The 16,184-nt window shown below is 38.8% G+C and carries 17 protein-coding genes; 16 read left to right on the forward strand and 1 reads right to left on the reverse strand.

What is annotated here, in order from left to right:
• The first annotated feature begins 67 nt into the window (after window positions 1-67).
• From EUBDOL_RS08065 to EUBDOL_RS08135, 16 genes are all read left to right on the forward strand, one after another.
• Complete coding sequence (locus tag EUBDOL_RS08065) at window positions 68-1,228, forward strand: DUF349 domain-containing protein (protein ID WP_004800436.1); 1,161 nt, start codon at window positions 68-70, stop codon at window positions 1,226-1,228.
• Window positions 1,229-1,300: 72 nt separating this feature from the next.
• Complete coding sequence (locus tag EUBDOL_RS08070) at window positions 1,301-2,671, forward strand: aldehyde dehydrogenase (RefSeq protein ID WP_004800437.1); 1,371 nt, start codon at window positions 1,301-1,303, stop codon at window positions 2,669-2,671.
• Window positions 2,672-2,784: 113 nt separating this feature from the next.
• On the forward strand, window positions 2,785-3,096 hold the full coding sequence (locus tag EUBDOL_RS08075) for a hypothetical protein (protein ID WP_004800438.1): 312 nt from the start codon (window positions 2,785-2,787) through the stop codon (window positions 3,094-3,096).
• Between the two features lie 157 nt (window positions 3,097-3,253).
• Entirely contained in the window at window positions 3,254-3,496 is a 243-nt protein-coding gene (locus tag EUBDOL_RS08080; protein ID WP_004800440.1) for a FeoA family protein, read from the forward strand.
• The gene (gene feoB, locus EUBDOL_RS08085) at window positions 3,489-5,534 is read left to right on the forward strand and encodes a ferrous iron transport protein B (protein ID WP_004800441.1); all 2,046 of its coding nucleotides are present in this window, start codon (window positions 3,489-3,491) and stop codon (window positions 5,532-5,534) included. The genes EUBDOL_RS08080 and feoB overlap by 8 nt, the downstream gene beginning before the upstream one ends.
• A gap of 45 nt (window positions 5,535-5,579) precedes the next feature.
• Window positions 5,580-5,753: a FeoB-associated Cys-rich membrane protein gene (locus EUBDOL_RS11270; protein WP_004800442.1), complete on the forward strand. Its 174-nt coding sequence runs from the start codon at window positions 5,580-5,582 to the stop codon at window positions 5,751-5,753.
• A gap of 126 nt (window positions 5,754-5,879) precedes the next feature.
• Complete coding sequence (locus tag EUBDOL_RS08090; protein ID WP_004800443.1) at window positions 5,880-6,389, forward strand: gamma carbonic anhydrase family protein; 510 nt, start codon at window positions 5,880-5,882, stop codon at window positions 6,387-6,389.
• Between the two features lie 357 nt (window positions 6,390-6,746).
• Window positions 6,747-7,628: a PLP-dependent cysteine synthase family protein gene (locus EUBDOL_RS08095; protein WP_004800446.1), complete on the forward strand. Its 882-nt coding sequence runs from the start codon at window positions 6,747-6,749 to the stop codon at window positions 7,626-7,628.
• A gap of 3 nt (window positions 7,629-7,631) precedes the next feature.
• Window positions 7,632-8,162, forward strand: a complete 531-nt coding sequence (epsC, locus tag EUBDOL_RS08100) for a serine O-acetyltransferase EpsC (RefSeq protein WP_004800447.1) — start codon at window positions 7,632-7,634, stop codon at window positions 8,160-8,162.
• 264 nt (window positions 8,163-8,426) lie between these two features.
• Window positions 8,427-8,984, forward strand: coding sequence for a GNAT family N-acetyltransferase (locus tag EUBDOL_RS08105; protein ID WP_004800448.1), 558 nt, complete (start codon window positions 8,427-8,429; stop codon window positions 8,982-8,984).
• Window positions 8,985-9,158: 174 nt separating this feature from the next.
• On the forward strand, window positions 9,159-9,494 hold the full coding sequence (locus EUBDOL_RS08110; protein WP_004800449.1) for a PadR family transcriptional regulator: 336 nt from the start codon (window positions 9,159-9,161) through the stop codon (window positions 9,492-9,494).
• A complete protein-coding gene (locus EUBDOL_RS08115) occupies window positions 9,484-10,173 on the forward strand; it encodes a DUF2812 domain-containing protein (RefSeq protein WP_004800450.1) in 690 nt (229 codons plus the stop codon). Before EUBDOL_RS08110 ends, EUBDOL_RS08115 begins: the two co-directional genes overlap by 11 nt.
• A gap of 10 nt (window positions 10,174-10,183) precedes the next feature.
• Window positions 10,184-10,891: an ABC transporter ATP-binding protein gene (locus EUBDOL_RS08120; protein ID WP_004800451.1), complete on the forward strand. Its 708-nt coding sequence runs from the start codon at window positions 10,184-10,186 to the stop codon at window positions 10,889-10,891.
• Window positions 10,888-12,453, forward strand: a complete 1,566-nt coding sequence (locus EUBDOL_RS08125) for a putative ABC exporter domain-containing protein (protein ID WP_004800452.1) — start codon at window positions 10,888-10,890, stop codon at window positions 12,451-12,453. Before EUBDOL_RS08120 ends, EUBDOL_RS08125 begins: the two co-directional genes overlap by 4 nt.
• A gap of 120 nt (window positions 12,454-12,573) precedes the next feature.
• The gene (locus EUBDOL_RS08130; RefSeq protein WP_004800453.1) at window positions 12,574-13,827 is read left to right on the forward strand and encodes a hypothetical protein; all 1,254 of its coding nucleotides are present in this window, start codon (window positions 12,574-12,576) and stop codon (window positions 13,825-13,827) included.
• Window positions 13,828-14,094: 267 nt separating this feature from the next.
• Window positions 14,095-15,183 carry a hypothetical protein gene (locus tag EUBDOL_RS08135; protein WP_004800454.1) on the forward strand — a complete coding sequence of 363 codons (1,089 nt, stop codon included), beginning with the start codon at window positions 14,095-14,097 and terminating at the stop codon, window positions 15,181-15,183.
• 13 nt (window positions 15,184-15,196) lie between these two features.
• Here EUBDOL_RS08135 and EUBDOL_RS08140 read toward each other — a convergent pair whose 3' ends face one another.
• Entirely contained in the window at window positions 15,197-16,168 is a 972-nt protein-coding gene (locus EUBDOL_RS08140) for a helix-turn-helix transcriptional regulator (RefSeq protein ID WP_050750092.1), read from the reverse strand.
• Window positions 16,169-16,184: the final 16 nt, after the last annotated feature.

The raw sequence follows: 16,184 nt of genomic DNA on the forward strand, positions 1-16,184 counted from the left end.
TTCGCAATATGATGTAAAATTGATATAACAAAGCATTTGATACGAGGTATCATCTTGGGAGGTTACTATGGATTACGAAAATAACGATGTGTATGAAGAAGATGTTCGAGACTTTGATGTGGATATCGAACAGCGGAAGGCTTTGATCGAAGAAGCAAAGCAAATAGAAGATACAGGAGATTGGAGTGCATTGAATCGTGAACTATCCGATCTACAACGCAGATGGCGCAGAATCTATTATTGGGAATCTGCGTATGAGGATACATTGGAAGAAGAATTTGATGCGCTTATCGACAAGTTTTATGCTAAGCGCAGAGAGCTTTACGCCAGTGTAGAGGAAACCAAAAAGGATTTGATCAAGCAGGCAAAGGCACTGATGAATTCTACGGATTGGAATCGTGCGACCGAAGCGATGAAGGATTTGATGACACAGTGGAAGGCAGCAGGCTCTGCGGGAAAAGAAAAAGATGATGTATTATGGGAAGAATTTAATGTTGCACGTAATACCTTCTTTGATCGTAAGCATACGCATTGGGAGGATATGCAAACAAAATTCGAACAGGCACGTAAGGTAAAGGAAGAATTGATCGAAGAAGCGAAAAAGCTAGAGGACAGCACTGCTTGGCAAGCTAGCGGCAATGCCTTCAAGGAATTGTTTGCTCGTTGGAAGGAAGCCGGAAGTGCGGGACGTGAATATGAGGACGATTTATGGAATGCCTTTCATGCAAGTCGTCAAAAGTTCTATGCTGCACGTGATGCCTATTACGATGAATTGCATGAGAAACAAGATGCTTTATATCAGCAAAAGGAAGAGCTGTTAGCAAAAGCAAAGGAAATTGCTGAAAATACATTGTTCACCCGTGAAGATACGGCCGCAATGAAGCAACTTTCTGTGGATTGGAAAGCTGTTGGCTTTACTGGAAAAGAACGCGATGATGAAATTTGGAAAGCTTTCCGCGATGTGATGGATACCTATTTTGCCGGCTTGAAGCAGTTTAATGAATCAAAACATGCACAGTGGCGTCAGCGTATGGAAGATCGCCGCATGCGTAAAACGGAGCTGATTCAGGAACAAAAGCGTCAGATTCAGCGTATTGAACGAGATATGGTCGCTCTATTGGGAGAACGTGCAATCGAAGATGCTAAGGAACGCATTGCGGATAAAGAAGATTTTATCAAAACATTAGAGGCTGAAATCGAAGAATTGGATAAAGCTTTAGCACAATAGGAAGAAACAGCATCGTAGGGTGCTGTTTTTGCATATCGGAAGCTATCGTAAGGATAAACAGAAGGTGGAAATATGGAAATGAAACAATTGGTAGAAAAACAACGACGCTTTTATCAGAGTCATCAGACAAAGGACGTAAGCTATCGCAAGCAAGCTTTAAAGCGCCTTCGCTCGGCGATTATGATGTATGAAAAGGATATTTCTGCGGCCTTATATCAGGATTTGCATAAGGCAGAGATGGAAAGCTATATGACTGAAGTCGGCATGGTGTTTAGTGAATTGACCTATCAGCTTCGTCATCTTGATACATGGGCAAAGCCAAAGCAGGTACGCACACCGCTGGCACAGTTTCCTTCGAAAAGCTTTCAGCTTGCCGAGCCTTATGGTGTAGTATTGGTCATGTCGCCTTGGAACTATCCTTTTCAACTTGCTATGGAGCCATTGATTGGAGCTTTGGCAGCCGGAAATACCGTTATTGTGAAGCCCAGTGCGTATGCTCCGCATACCTCGGCAGTTATTGCTAAGCTGCTTGCTTCTTGTTTTGAAGAAAGCTATGTGGCGGTAGTAGAAGGTGGTCGTACAGAAAATAAAGAGCTTTTGGAACAGCGCTTTGATTATATCTTTTTCACCGGAGGAGTTGAGGTTGGTCGCTTGGTGATGGAGAAAGCAAGTCGCTATTTAACTCCGGTTACATTGGAATTGGGTGGAAAGAGTCCATGCATCGTTGAAAAATCAGCCGATTTGCGTTTGGCAGCAAAGCGCATTGTATTCGGTAAGTTTCTTAATGCCGGACAAACCTGCGTAGCACCGGATTATGTATGGATTGATGAAACGGTACGCAAGCCTTTTTTAGCTTATGTGCAGTATTATATTACGAAGTTTTTCGGCACAGATCCAATGCATTGTGAAACGTATCCCCACATTGTGAACGAAAAGCATTTTCAGCGTTTGAAAGGATTGATGCAATCGGGAAATATTTGCATTGGCGGAAAGATGGAGGAAGCAAATCTGTGTATTGAGCCAACTGTTTTTGAAAATGTCAGCTTTGATGATGCCATCATGCAGGAGGAAATCTTCGGACCGCTTTTGCCGGTAATAGGTTATGAAACGCTAGAAGAAGCATTGTCTTATATTCAGCAACAGGAAAAGCCGCTTGCCTTATATATATTTACAAGAAGAAAAGCGATTGCACGGCAGGTTATAAACAGTTGCAGCTTTGGCGGTGGTTGTATCAATGATACGATCATTCATCTTGCGACCAGTCAAATGGGATTTGGTGGAGTCGGACAAAGTGGAATGGGCAGCTATCATGGCTACGATAGTTTTCGTACTTTTTCTCATTTTCGCAGTATCGTGCAAAAAAGTAATCGAATGGACTTACCGATTCGTTATCAGCCTTATACGAAAGGAAAGCAGCGCTTTGTTCGTTGGTTTATGAAATAAAGACAGAATCCTATCTTTTTCATCTTACCCTTGAAATATGCCTATGAGCAAAAGATGTATGTTGCATATAGTAGAGTGAGATCGATAATCTCAGCTATTAAAGGAGGAAGAAGATGAATACAGGAAAATGTAACTGCAACAAATGCAATGGAGAGCGAATTGTGGTAAATCAGAATCGAGGGTGTGGTTGTCCACGTTGTAATTCCGCTTATCAAAACACGTATCGCCCGGGCGCAGCTTGCTGCTGTCATCGTCCGAAACCATGTCGTCCACGTCCATGTCCTACAATGAGTTGTGAGGATCGCTGTCGTGCCCAATATCGCAGCTGTATGAACAACTGCCGTCAAAATGAGGATTGCAGCTGCAGCTGTCATGGAAGAGAACAGTGGAATGATTTTGATGAATGTGATAACGAACGTGAATAAACAGAAAACCATGCGCATGCATGGTTTTCTTTTGTAAAAATAGCTGTGTAAGGGGTTACTGTATGTTTTTTTACAACCCTATCTTGACATATAGGGAAGAAGTGATAAAATGTAGCTAGAATTAAATTAGCTTAGGCTAACATTGAGGAGGGATCGTATGACACTGGATCAGCTAACACCTGGTGAAGGTGGTATTATTTTAAAGGTTCATGGCGAGGGTGCTTTGCGTCGCCGTTTATTAGATATGGGGCTTACGCCGAAAACACATGTACATGTGCATAAGATTGCGCCGATGGGAGATCCGATGGAGCTTCAGCTGCGTGGTTATACTTTGACATTACGTTTGGAAGATGCGGCTAAGATTGATATACAAAAGGAAGAGGAGCTACATCATGCGTGAGGTATTGATTGCATTAGCGGGAAATCAAAACAGTGGAAAAACGACACTGTTTAATCGTTTGACGGGTAGTAATCAGCATGTTGGAAACTTTCCCGGCGTTACGGTAGAACGTAAAGAAGGAACGATTAAAAGCTACAAGGAAGCAACACTTGTAGATTTACCGGGTATTTATTCCCTTTCTCCTTATACAAGTGAGGAGGTAGTTACACGTGATTTTATTTTGGAAGGACACCCAGATGTATTGATCAATATTGTCGATGCGACCAATATTGAAAGAAATCTTTATCTTTCCTTACAACTGTTAGAATTAGAAATTCCGATGGTCATAGCTCTAAATATGATGGACGAGGTGAATGCCAGCGGGAACAGTATTGATGTGAAGAAACTTTCCGATAAATTAGGTGTTCCGGTGGTTCCGATTTCGGCCGGAAAAAACGAAGGGATCTTTGATTTGATCGATACCTTGAAAAAAACGGTTAAGGAAATAAAGCCTAAGCAAAGTGATGATGAGATTTTAAAAATGCCGCAGTTTGATTTTTGCAGTGGGGAGGTGCATCGAGCCATTCATGCGATCGCGCATATTGTTGAGGATCATGCTCGACGACTGCAATATCCGCTTCGTTTCACTGCAACGAAATTGGTAGAAGGCGATGAACTGATTGAACAAGCGTTAGCTTTGCATCAAGATGATCGAGATATTATTGATAAAATAGTACAAAGTATGGAGCAGGCATTGGGACTTGATCGTGAAGCAGCACTTGCGGATATGCGTTATACGTATATCGAACAATTGGTAAAGGAATGTGTTGTTAAACGCAATGAAACCTTAGCACATGTTCGTAGTGAAAAGCTAGATCGTCTCTTCACTCATAAGTATTTGGGGATACCGGTATTTATCATGATCATGCTTGCTGTTTTCTATTTGACCTTCGGTCCGATCGGCGGTACGCTGCAAGCGCTTATGGAAGAGGGCGTTGGGTATGGAATTGATGCATTATCCGCCTTTCTTGTAAATGTGGGAGTAAGCGATTGGCTGCATGCGCTGATCATTGATGGTATTTGTAACGGGGTAGGAAGTGTAGTGTCCTTTTTACCGCTTATCGTTGTATTGTTTTTCTTTCTGTCTTTATTGGAGGACAGTGGCTATATGGCACGTGTTGCCTTTGTTATGGATAAGGCACTTCGAAAAATCGGCTTATCCGGTAAAAGCTTTGTGCCCATGCTGATTGGCTTTGGGTGCAGTGTTCCGGCAATCATGTCTGCACGTACCTTGAGCAGTGAGCGAGATCGTAAAATGACCATCATCGTTACTCCGTTTATGTCATGCTCTGCCAAGCTTCCGATTTACGGCATGATTACCGCTGCCTTTTTCCCTGAACATACAGCTCTTGTATTGATAGCGGTGTATGGATTAGGGATTTTGGTTGCTATCGTATCGGCTTTATTGTTGAAACGTACGGTTTTTCAGGGGGAACCGATTCCCTTTGTATTAGAACTTCCAAACTATCGCATACCAGATGCCAGAAGTGTTGTATTGCACATGTGGGAAAAAGCAAAGGATTTCTTAGTACGTGCTTTTACGATTATTTTTGTGGCGTCCATTCTGATTTGGTTTTTACAAAGCTTCGATTTTACATTGCACATGGTTGCGGATTCCGGAGAATCTATGTTAGCGCAGCTGGGAACATGGTTATCTCATATTTTTGCACCACTTGGCTTTGAGGATTGGCGAGCATCAACTGCTTTGGTAACGGGCATTACCGCAAAGGAAAGCGTGGTTTCTACCTTAAGTGTTTTAACGAATGCTACAAGCGATGCCGGTTTAAGTGCCGCCTTGATGAATATCTTTACACCGGTATCCGCATTTGCTTATTTATGCTTTACGGTTTTGTATATGCCATGTGTAGCCGCCTTTGCGGCAACCAAACGAGAGCTTGGCTCTATGAAGGAAGCAATGTTTACCGCATTGTTTCAAACCGGAGTAGCTTATATCGTAGCATTGATCGTTTATCAGCTAGGAACACTATTGTTCATGTAACCAAAGGATTGAGAGTACATAAACTGTTATATAAGGAGTGAGATTATGAATATTGCGGATCTTATCGTTGTCATTGTTTTGTTTGCTATTCTTGCACTTATTTTCTATGCGACAAGAAATTCCGATAAAAACGGGTGTTCGGGCTGTCATAGCGACTGTTCATCATGCTCTTCCTTTTCCAATCTTTATGAAGAATACAAAAAAGATCATCATGAGTAAACATTCATGATGATTTTTAATGTTTTAATGATACTATAATGAGGTAGTACCTTATGAATGGCATATTGCTATTTTGCTTGCTGATGTAAGGTAAGGCTGTTTTCACAATACAAGGAGATGATATGTATGATTATGAAGTTTGAAAATAATGCACCGCAAATTGATGCTTCTTGCTTTATCGCAAAGGACGCTGATGTGATTGGTAGAGTGGATCTAAAAAAGAATGTTTCGGTTTGGTTTCATAGTGTGATTCGCGGAGATAAGGAGGAAATTGTGATTGATGAAAACTCCAATGTTCAAGATGGTTGTATCTTACATACCGATCCCAATCATAAGCTCTATATCGGAAAGAATGTAACGATTGGGCATCGGGCAATCGTTCATGGAGCACGAATCGAGGACAATTGTTTGATTGGTATGGGAGCAATTATTTTAAACGGAGCGCATATTGGAGAAAACTGCATGATCGCTGCCGGTGCATTGGTGAAGGAAAATCAATGTATTCCACCGAATAGTCTTGTGGTTGGTGTTCCGGGAAAGGTAATACGAAAGATAGATGAGGAACAGGTAAAGGATATTTATGACAATGCTTTGCATTATATTGCGTTGGCAAAGACCTACAAAGAACAAGTGTAAATAAGAAAGAAGAATGCATCTTGTTGTATGCGTAAGGTTTTTGTTTGACAATATTTATCATAAGATTGATAAGAAGGATATCGTATGGTTAGCAGCAATGCCGACAGCTGCTTAAAAACAAAGATAGAAATTTGCAATTTTCTTTCTCTATGGAAATTTAAGCATTTGCATTTCTTTTTTTGGGAAACTGTGGCATAATGAAACAACAAAGGGGCAAGCATTCTTCCCTTTGCATATACTGTAGGAGGCGAAGGAGGAGCTTATGAAAAAGAATGGTTTTATTTGTCAATATGTACTGCTTCGCGGACGATGTTGTAGCATATCATAAAAAAGAACAACATACAGGAGGAAAAAACTATGAGAGAAAGTACAAAGCTGATTGGGAATACACCAATGCTTCGTTTAGAAAATACAAATATTTATATCAAACTTGAAAAATTTAATGCCGGTGGCAGTGTTAAGGATCGTGCGGTATTGGGAATGCTTAGTAAAGCAATGGAAAAAGGGAAGCTGGTACCGGGTGATGTACTAGTAGAAGCAACTAGCGGTAATACGGGAATCGCATTGGCTATGCTTGGTGCGATGTATAACATTGAGGTTATTATCTTTATGCCGGAATCCATGAGCTTAGAGCGTCGTCAGTTGGTTAAAGCGTATGGGGCACAACTGGTATTAACTCCTGCCTCTCAAGGAATGAAGGGAGCAATGGAGGCGATGAATGCCTATAAGCAGGAGCATGTCAATGCGAAAAGCTTGGATCAATTTGATAATGAAGATAATGTATTGGCACATTATGAAACAACGGGAAAAGAAATGTTAAAGCAGGTAGAGCATATTGATATGTTTGTTGCCTGCGTAGGAACAGGTGGAACCTTTAGTGGAGTAGCCAAACGTTTAAAAGAGCATGATCCTTCCATTATGTGCATTGCCGGTGAACCGGAAAAAAGCGCTTTGTTAAGTGGTCAAGAGGCAGGTCCACATAAGATTCAGGGAATCGGAGCCAATTTTGTGCCGGGCAATTTTCATCGTGAGCTGTGCGATGATATCATGTTGGTAAGCGATGAAGAGGCACTGCGTGAAACGAAGGCATTTGTGAAGGAAACCGGTATTTTAGTAGGAATCAGTTCCGGTGCCAATATTGCGCTTGCGAAACGCTTGGCATGGCGAAATCCGGATAAAACGATTGTTACGATTGCACCAGATGGGGGAGAGAAATATCTTTCCGTTTTGGATTTTTAACAAATGCTGCAACGTTTAAAGGATTTGCATTATAACGTAACACGTACCTTGAATAACGATCCGGCAGCCCATTCAAAGCTGGAGGTGCTTTTGTTATATCCGCACATCAAGGCATTGATCATTCATCGTATTTCTCATGTGTTGTATCGACATCATTTGTATTTCTTAGCACGTCTCAATTCCAATTTGGCAAGAAATTGGACAGGAATCGAAATTCACCCGGGAGCTACGATCGGGCGAGGCTTGATTATTGATCATGGTATCGGTGTTGTTATTGGAGAAACGGCTCAAATCGGTGATGACTGTCATATTTATCATGGAGTTACCTTGGGTGGTACGGGAAAGCAGCATGCGAAACGCCACCCTACAATCGGCAATCGTGTTATGATTGGTGCAGGAGCAAAGTGTCTTGGGAATATCGTAATTGGTGATGACGCAAAAATCGGTGCAAATGCAGTTGTTATCACAGATGTTCCCCAAGGAGCAACCTATATCGGCTTAGCTGCTAAGGATAAACGTGAAAAACATCGGTAAATTGAAATTTGCAACCCATCGGGTAAGTTCTAGGTTATCGGATTAAAAATAAACAACGGAGATTTCCAATGTGGTTGAATGAAGTAACCATATAAGAAATCTCTTTTTTATACCTAACATTAAGAAGGAAGCATTATGGTGCAAGAAATATTGTTGAGATTATGATGGGGCATGCTATTCTTTTAATGAAAATAGAAGCAGCAAGTATAAGTGAATAAGGAAATGAAGGAAGCTTTTTCATAATGGATAAAGGAGAGGGTTTTGATGAATGTTGAGAACATCGGACAAAAGGACGGTTATAGCATACGTTTGGCAAGAGCCGATGATGCGACAGCTTATTATGAACAAAATTATTGTCCCTTGGATAAGGAGGTTGCACGCCTTACCGGTTGTAAGGAAGCTTTTACTAAGGAAGAGGTCATGACGTTTTTTCTACACTCGCTTGAGGATAAGAATCGTCGTTTCTTTTTGGTCATTGCGCCTGATGGAAAAATTATTGGAGAAAGCGTAATCAATGAAATTGATTGGGATTTACGCAGTGCTAATTTTCGTATCGGACTTTATCATGCGGATAAGCGAGGCAAAGGACTTGGTACTTGGATTTGTGAAGCAACGCGTGATTTTGCGTTTGAGGTATTAAAGCTGCATCGCTTAGAGCTAGATGTCTATTCCTTTAATCTGGCAGCTGAAAGAGTATATGAAAAAGCAGGCTTTAAGCGAGAAGGAGTTTTACGTGATGCGCTGAAAGATCAGGGAAGATATGCTGATATTATTTTAATGGCAATCCTTGAGGACGAGTGGAGAAGCATCAAGCACAGCTAAAATAAGAAAAAAGACGGAGTAAATAAAGCTTAACGCTTTTTGAATCCTAGCTTATCTCGGCAGACTTCTGCCGTTTTTTTATACAAATTTATCTTTCATATTGTATCTATAATGGATATATGCTAAACTATATCTATAAACGATATATCTATCATTGATATAGGAGGTGATGGTGTGTCTAAAAATAATACTGCGGAAAGTGAAGAATTAACCGATGCGATGTATTATATTTTATTGGCACTTATGAAAGAACGTCATGGGTATGCAATTATGAAATATGTAGAAGAACTGACGCAAGGACGAGTAGTGATTGGACCGGGAACACTTTATACCTTGTTAAAGAAGCTGGTGAAAATCGAGTGGATCAAACAATTGGAAGGAAGTGAACGTCAAAAACTCTATGTGATAACAGCGAAGGGAAAGCATGTTTTGGTACATGATTGGCAACGCAGAAGTGCCATGGTTGAAGATGGACGTTTATTGATAGGGGAGAGTTTTGATGGGAAATAAAAAATATATTATGTGCAGTGGCTTGGCATTTGCCGATGAAGAGGATATGGAAATGCTCCATGAATATGCCAAAGAGGGTTGGATCTTTGAGCGTTTACGCTTTGGTGTGTTGTATGAGCTGCATCGAAAACAGCCGCAAAACCGAATATACAGCTATGATTCCAATGCTGTTAAAAAGAAAGATAAAGATGATTATTTGGCAATGTTCGAAGAAAGCGGTTGGCATTTGGTTGGGCAATGGTCAAGGGATATTCGCTTCTTTTGGGCAGAAGCGGGAACGCCAGCTTTGCATAGTGATGCAAAGGTATTGGGAAATCAATATCGTGGTCTTTTTTGGGGAAGCGTTGCTTGTGTGGTAGTGGCAGTTATCTGCTTTCTGTTTGGTGGCTCAAAGGTGTGGCTTTATGCACTGGGTGGTGCTCTTTTAGGGGGCGGTGGCTTGTTAATGATTGCCTGCTATCTGCGTATGAAAGGTAAGCGGCTTGCCATCAATCCCAAAACTTATGGCTATCAACTTTGGCGTATTGCAACCGGTATTATTTTGCTGGTGTTTATGATTCGTACAAAAAGTGCATGGAATTTTTGGAAATTACTTGCGGCAGGAATTGCCGGGTATTTCTTACTTATGGGCTGTATAGATATATTGCGTATTTATTTGCGTAAGAAACAAAAAAGATAAGGAGAAGCGTATGATTGAAGTAAAACATGTAACAAAGTGCTATGGGAAATTTAAGGCAGTGGACGATGTAAGTTTAACGGCATTAGGAGGTAAGATCACTGTTTTGTTAGGACCAAATGGAGCGGGAAAATCAACAACCATTAAGAGTATTACCAATCTTTTGAAATTTGAGGGTGAAATTCAAATTTGCGGATATGACAATAAGACCTTAGAAGCGAAAAAAAGCTTTGCATACATTCCGGAAACACCGGTTTTATATGATTCTTTGACAATTGAGGAACATGTTGAATTTATCGCTAAAGCGTATCGTTTGAAAGAATATAAAGAAATCGTTGAGCGCTTATTGATATTGTTTCATTTGGAAGAAAAACGTAAAAAGATCGTTAAGGAGCTATCCAAAGGTATGCGTCAAAAGGTTAGCATGCTGCTGGCGCTTATGATTTCACCTAAGGCCTTGCTTGTCGATGAGCCGATGATGGGGCTTGATCCGCAAAGTATTGAAGATACCCTACGTTTATTGGTGGACTTAAAGAATGCGGGAGTTGCTGTTTTGGTATCTACGCATATTATTGATGTATTTGCTGATGTGTGGGACGAAGCCTATATATTGAATAAAGGAAAAATCGTTTATCATGCCACACGAGAAAATATCGGCGAGGAAAGCTTGAAGGATATTTTCTTTACCTATACGGATAGGGAAGTCGGTGATGAGGCATGAAGGCGTTAGTCTATTTATATTATTTACGCATCAAGGGCATCGTGCGTAGTATGTTTTCTAAGGTTAGTACCGCTATTTTCACCTGTGTGATGCTTTTGATTTACGGTGGCTTGTTTATTATCATGCTGAACAACGGAGCGCAGAGCATCTATGCTGCCGATGCCATCACGATGTCAATGGCAGTGTTAATTGGGATTGGGTGTACGGCTTTTATGGTCATAACGATGCTGTTACAGAAGCGCAAAGCTTTATTTATGGAGCCGGACGCTTTCTACTTGTTTACCGGACCTTTTCCACGTACTTCTATTATGCGCTTTATCATGCTGCAATCTTTAGTTAGTTCCTTGCTTTGCGGGGCTTTATCCATTTTTATGTTAGTTATATTGATGAGTGGGGTTGCCTTTGACTTTTGGTTTTTAGGAATGTGTTTTATCGGACACACTCTTGTTTATATGTTTTTTCTGGTACTTTACTATTATTTGTATTTGTTAAGCATCAAAGAAAAGAAATATCAGCATTTATCTTGGTATATCTTAGCGATCTTTCTCTTATTTGTGGCAGTAGCTGTTATTGGTATTTTTATTCAAAATGGTTGTACACTGCATCAGCTTTGGACGCAGCTTTTCACTAGCAAGCTTTTGTATGCAGTACCGCTTTTTGGTTGGTTGAAGCTAATGCTGGAGGGATATGTGCAGGCCAATATGTCGATGATGCTATCAGGTGCGCTCTTGATTATAATAGCGTGCTTCATCATGTATCGCTTGATGCTTCGCTATGATTTTGACTTTATCGAACGGGCTATGCAAGATGCCGGTGAATTTTCAAGAATGTATGAGGAAATGCGTGCAGGTAAGCGTATGGCTATGAGTGATAAGAAGGTACGAAATGTGTGCATGAAGGGATTTCGTGAAGGTGCAGCAGCAATCATGTCCAAAAGCTTTTTAGAAATGCGTAAGGGAAACAGCTTTATCAGCACACAAGATATTATCTTGTTGGTTATCTATTTTGCTATATCCTTCTTCTTGGATATGGGACTGTGGTTCTTTGTTTATATGATGATGTTTTGGCTCTTTAGCAGCATTCAGGCAGCGGAGTTTATGCGTGAATTAGACTATTACCATATTTATTTGATTCCCGAGCGACCGGGGAAAAAACTGTTTTATTTGTTGGCTCCATATCTTTTAAAATATGTTGTATTGGTTGCTTTTCCATTGGCTATCGCAGCAATCATTACACATGCTACGCTATTGGAGTTTATCCAGTATTACTGTATGCTTGCCGGCTATGCTTGTTTGTTTATTACCGCTTCCGTTTTAGCAACTCGTTTATTGAAAAGCCGTAAAAATGCTTTTATGGAAAATATGCTTCGTATGCTGATGCTTGTATCAGCTGCAATTCCAAGTATTGTTATTATTTTTGTATTATTTTCTAGTGGATTGGCAAATACGACGATGATGAATTATATGAGTGTTTTGACCTTAGTTGTAAATGTCGTGCTTTCTATTGTGATTTTATATGGTTGTAAGAATATGCTCAATGGGCGTGAAATCAAGAGTGAATAGGAAAGAAGCAGGTAGATTTGCCTGTTTCTTTTGTGATAATATGTGAGAATAAGAGAAACGATTGCGCTTAGAAAGGTATTTGTGGTATAGTATGTTACACGGTAAAAAGAGGTAAGAGATATGTGGAAATATCAATGTAAACGACATTTATTATTTTTATTTGGTGCAGCAATCTTCGGAGCTGTTATTTTCGGTCTATTAGGTTATAGTGAAGATGCTTTGCAGCAGGCTGCGGAAATGGCTAATTTTGAAGAAATTTTAGAAATTCCTTATTTGGAATATATCGTAGGGGCAATCTTCGGTGCGGGGGCAGCGAATGGAATGCTGCTATTAACCTATATTGTGCAGCGTTATCACATGTCCTTTTGGTTTGTTTATTTGATTGTATTCTTTTTATTTTCACCGATGGCTGCTATCGGTACGCTTGTATTGATTCCGACTATTTTTGTTTGTATTTACGGTTGGCTTACGATTCCTAATCGCAGTGAGCATAAGAATTTGAAGAAGAATAAGGTAAACAGTGTTGCCGAGGTAGAGAGGGTTTATCGCTTGCACCACAAGTATTTAAGTGAGTATGAGGATTTAGCCAAAAAGGTATGGGATTATACGATGCGTATTACGCTTTCCTATATCATAGGTTTGTTAGTTGTCTTTTTGTTGATTTTATGGATTGATAATATGTTGGTATTGATGCTATCCGTTTTTGCATACGGTATGCTGTATTTGATTATGGCACGTAAAAAAGCGATGGCTATGCAGCCGATTATTTCGTTATTGTATGATGAGTGCAATCCGGAGGCTTGTGCATCTGTTATCTTTGCGCTTGCGAAAAAAGCCAGAAAGCGTAAAAGCTTCCCACTTCCGCAATATTTAGCACAATGTATGATTTTTTTGAATGATCCGCATCTTGCGGCAGATATTATGGTTACTTGTGAACGCAATCGAGGAGCCATTCAATTTCCGTATTATACGGTAATGGGCTATGCGTATTACCAACTAGGAGATCGCGGCATGGTTAAATTCCAACTTGATGAATGTGAGAAAGCAGGTGCCGGTACGAATAATCAGGCGGTTGCTTTGTTAAGGGAGCAGTGCTTGACGGGAATTAAAAATAAGCTTGACTTAATGGATAAGAAATTTGATTCCTGTAAACAATATTTCCGTGCAATCCTAGAGGCTACTCCTTTTGAATGTCAGCGAGTAGATGCACATTATTATTTAGGCTTGATTGCCTTTGTTGATCGCGATTTAGATGATGCTAAATATCATTTTAATTATGTAGAAGGACATGGTAATACTATGTATTTCAAAGAAAAAGCAAAAAGCTTTCTTGCGACGATTGCAAAGCATGAGGAGACAGTTGAGGGAGCTTAAAAGTAAAGCTAATATTAGCTATTGCTTGGGCGCTCGATGATAGTATTTATCGCTCTTGTGTAAAATAAGTTTGATTGGAAAAGTTTGAGTGAAAATAGAACCTTAATTTTTAGCGGTATTGACTAAAAATTGAGGTTTTTTATTTAAATTGAAATGATTTTGTATCCTTACCAACGGGATTAAGTTGGTTCAAACATTACAATCTGCTTAGTAAGTTTTTTTTGAAATAGCTTTTATGATTAGTTATTTTTTATGTACTAAAGATGTATGAGTAAAATTACGGACAGTGTAAATGGTATAGTTAATAATAAGGGAGAGGTGATGATTTTGCGCAAGGTTAGAAATATGATGCGAAATTATCTTCAAAAGATGTGCGTTTACATTCTGTCTAAATTAAATGAAACTGTTGTATATGACAATAAAAATGTTTTTATAGGTGAAGTATATTGGTGTATTATGCCGTTACCGAAGGAAAGCTTATTGAAAATTGACATCGGTCATCGCATTCGTCCGTATGTAGTAATCGATCTTCAGGAAAATCGCTTTATAGGATACGCTTGTTCTTCGAAAGGAAGTAAAAAAGGAAATTATAATAGACAATATTTCATTGATAACAAATCCTATGGAATATATAAGTCATCTTATGTAGATACCTCAAAGGAAATAAAAGTTCCTTACGAAAATATTCAAGCCTATTTTTATGAATTGTCAGATAAAGATTATGAAAATATGTTAAAGACGAGCATGCAAAGTGCAAAAGCGATAAAAAACGATTTTAGCTTGGGTTCTGTTTTATCGAAGAATAATAATTTATATTTTGTGTTTGATATTAAAAGTGAGTTTATTTGTGTCCACCCATTAAGAAAAAATCTGAATGGTATAAGTGATCATAAAACCGCACTTTTCAGTTTTCAAAATAAACAGTATTTTATTGATTTTACTTCTGTTATGCAAATCAAAAACAGCGATGATCTAAATGTGATTTCAATGCTTTCCAGAGTTCAGCGGACAGAGGTTATGAAAACAAAGGAAAAGATGATGAAAAAACCACAGAAAACAGGGAATAGCGTTCGCAAAGATTTGTATTTTAAATATCCAATCGGTTCGCAACTTTATTTGGGATATCAAGATAGTTATTTTATATATTTTTTCCATCAGCATCAAAAAGCTTATGGCTTATTTTATGATGAAGAGGGAAATGAAAAATATACATATTACACAACGGATTTTAATTATATGCAGCTATTGGACGAACGATGTGATGCTGATGAATTAGTGGATTTGATTTCGCATAGTCCTTATGATAAAAAAACACAGGAATATTTATTAATGAAGATTGATTCGCAACGATCATAAAAAATATAAATGCTTAAGAGTTGTAATTTAATACGGCAGTTTTTAAAATATTAAGAATTTCGTTTTTGAGTTCAATTGGTGCCGTAATTTCACAGTATTGCAGGTATTGTAAACAAAAATAAATGATACCTTGTCGAGAAGAAGTAATAATAGCAAGAAAATGATTTTGATCAAAGGGTTGTAAAGACATACCAGTACCAAAACGATCGATAATATCATCTAATATGCGATATTTACATTTTAAAATGATTCTTTCCTCTTTACCTCCATACATATAAAATTTAGATTTGGCATAATCATATGGATCAAAGGAGTTTTGAAGAGGCTTTCTGACAGCATCTTCATCAATTGCTATATTTTGCATTTTATCAATGCGATAATGACTTAAATTATCATAGTTATCGTTTTTACAAATCAAATAATAGTTTTCATTTGCATAGACCATATAGTAAGGGTGTACGCGATATTTATGTTCTTTACGTTTAACCAATGCTTTGTTAATATCGTATTTCATATAGTCAAATATGACAGGGTGATTATGCTGTATAGCCTCTGTTAATAATTCGATATTTAAGAAAAACTCTTTGTTTTGAGTTTTACGCATATTTCGCATATATACCGTTTTATTGAAATCTTTTTTCATATATTGGCTTTGCGTTGAAAAAAGCTTTTGTATCAAATCATTTGAAGCTTTTTCCGGTATGAAGTGCGAAGCGTAAATTGCATTGCATAATAAGTGAATTTCATAAGGCTCGAAAAGACGTTGGGCAATGAAATATCCATCTTTTGCAGAAGTAGCAAAATGAATATCACAACCGCAATCATTTAATGTTTGAATATGATCGTGCAGTGTTTTTCGATTTAGCTCACAATCATATTCTAATAATAAATATTGTTCGATTTGTTTGCGAGTAAGGCGATGCGTTTCATCGGAATATTTATTAAGTATATTATATACATGAATCAAGGAAGCTTTTTTGCTCATATTCATACCTCCGAAT

The organism is Amedibacillus dolichus DSM 3991 (assembly GCF_000154285.1).
In the GTDB taxonomy this organism is placed as follows: Bacteria; Bacillota_I; Bacilli_A; order Erysipelotrichales; family Erysipelotrichaceae; genus Amedibacillus; species Amedibacillus dolichus.

Excerpts from the sequence above, each read along its gene's own strand:
- EUBDOL_RS08065 (WP_004800436.1), top strand. The coding sequence starts at position 68 with ATGGATTACGAAAATAACGATGTGTATGAAGAAGATGTTCGAGACTTT.
- EUBDOL_RS08070 (WP_004800437.1), top strand. The coding sequence starts at position 1,301 with ATGGAAATGAAACAATTGGTAGAAAAACAACGACGCTTTTATCAGAGT.
- EUBDOL_RS08075 (WP_004800438.1), top strand. The coding sequence starts at position 2,785 with ATGAATACAGGAAAATGTAACTGCAACAAATGCAATGGAGAGCGAATT.
- EUBDOL_RS08080 (WP_004800440.1), top strand. The coding sequence starts at position 3,254 with ATGACACTGGATCAGCTAACACCTGGTGAAGGTGGTATTATTTTAAAG.
- feoB (WP_004800441.1), top strand. The coding sequence starts at position 3,489 with ATGCGTGAGGTATTGATTGCATTAGCGGGAAATCAAAACAGTGGAAAA.
- EUBDOL_RS11270 (WP_004800442.1), top strand. The coding sequence starts at position 5,580 with ATGAATATTGCGGATCTTATCGTTGTCATTGTTTTGTTTGCTATTCTT.
- EUBDOL_RS08090 (WP_004800443.1), top strand. The coding sequence starts at position 5,880 with ATGATTATGAAGTTTGAAAATAATGCACCGCAAATTGATGCTTCTTGC.
- EUBDOL_RS08095 (WP_004800446.1), top strand. The coding sequence starts at position 6,747 with ATGAGAGAAAGTACAAAGCTGATTGGGAATACACCAATGCTTCGTTTA.
- epsC (WP_004800447.1), top strand. The coding sequence starts at position 7,632 with ATGCTGCAACGTTTAAAGGATTTGCATTATAACGTAACACGTACCTTG.
- EUBDOL_RS08105 (WP_004800448.1), top strand. The coding sequence starts at position 8,427 with ATGAATGTTGAGAACATCGGACAAAAGGACGGTTATAGCATACGTTTG.
- EUBDOL_RS08115 (WP_004800450.1), top strand. The coding sequence starts at position 9,484 with ATGGGAAATAAAAAATATATTATGTGCAGTGGCTTGGCATTTGCCGAT.
- EUBDOL_RS08120 (WP_004800451.1), top strand. The coding sequence starts at position 10,184 with ATGATTGAAGTAAAACATGTAACAAAGTGCTATGGGAAATTTAAGGCA.
- EUBDOL_RS08125 (WP_004800452.1), top strand. The coding sequence starts at position 10,888 with ATGAAGGCGTTAGTCTATTTATATTATTTACGCATCAAGGGCATCGTG.
- EUBDOL_RS08130 (WP_004800453.1), top strand. The coding sequence starts at position 12,574 with ATGTGGAAATATCAATGTAAACGACATTTATTATTTTTATTTGGTGCA.
- EUBDOL_RS08135 (WP_004800454.1), top strand. The coding sequence starts at position 14,095 with ATGAGTAAAATTACGGACAGTGTAAATGGTATAGTTAATAATAAGGGA.
- EUBDOL_RS08140 (WP_050750092.1), bottom strand. The coding sequence starts at position 16,168 with ATGAGCAAAAAAGCTTCCTTGATTCATGTATATAATATACTTAATAAA.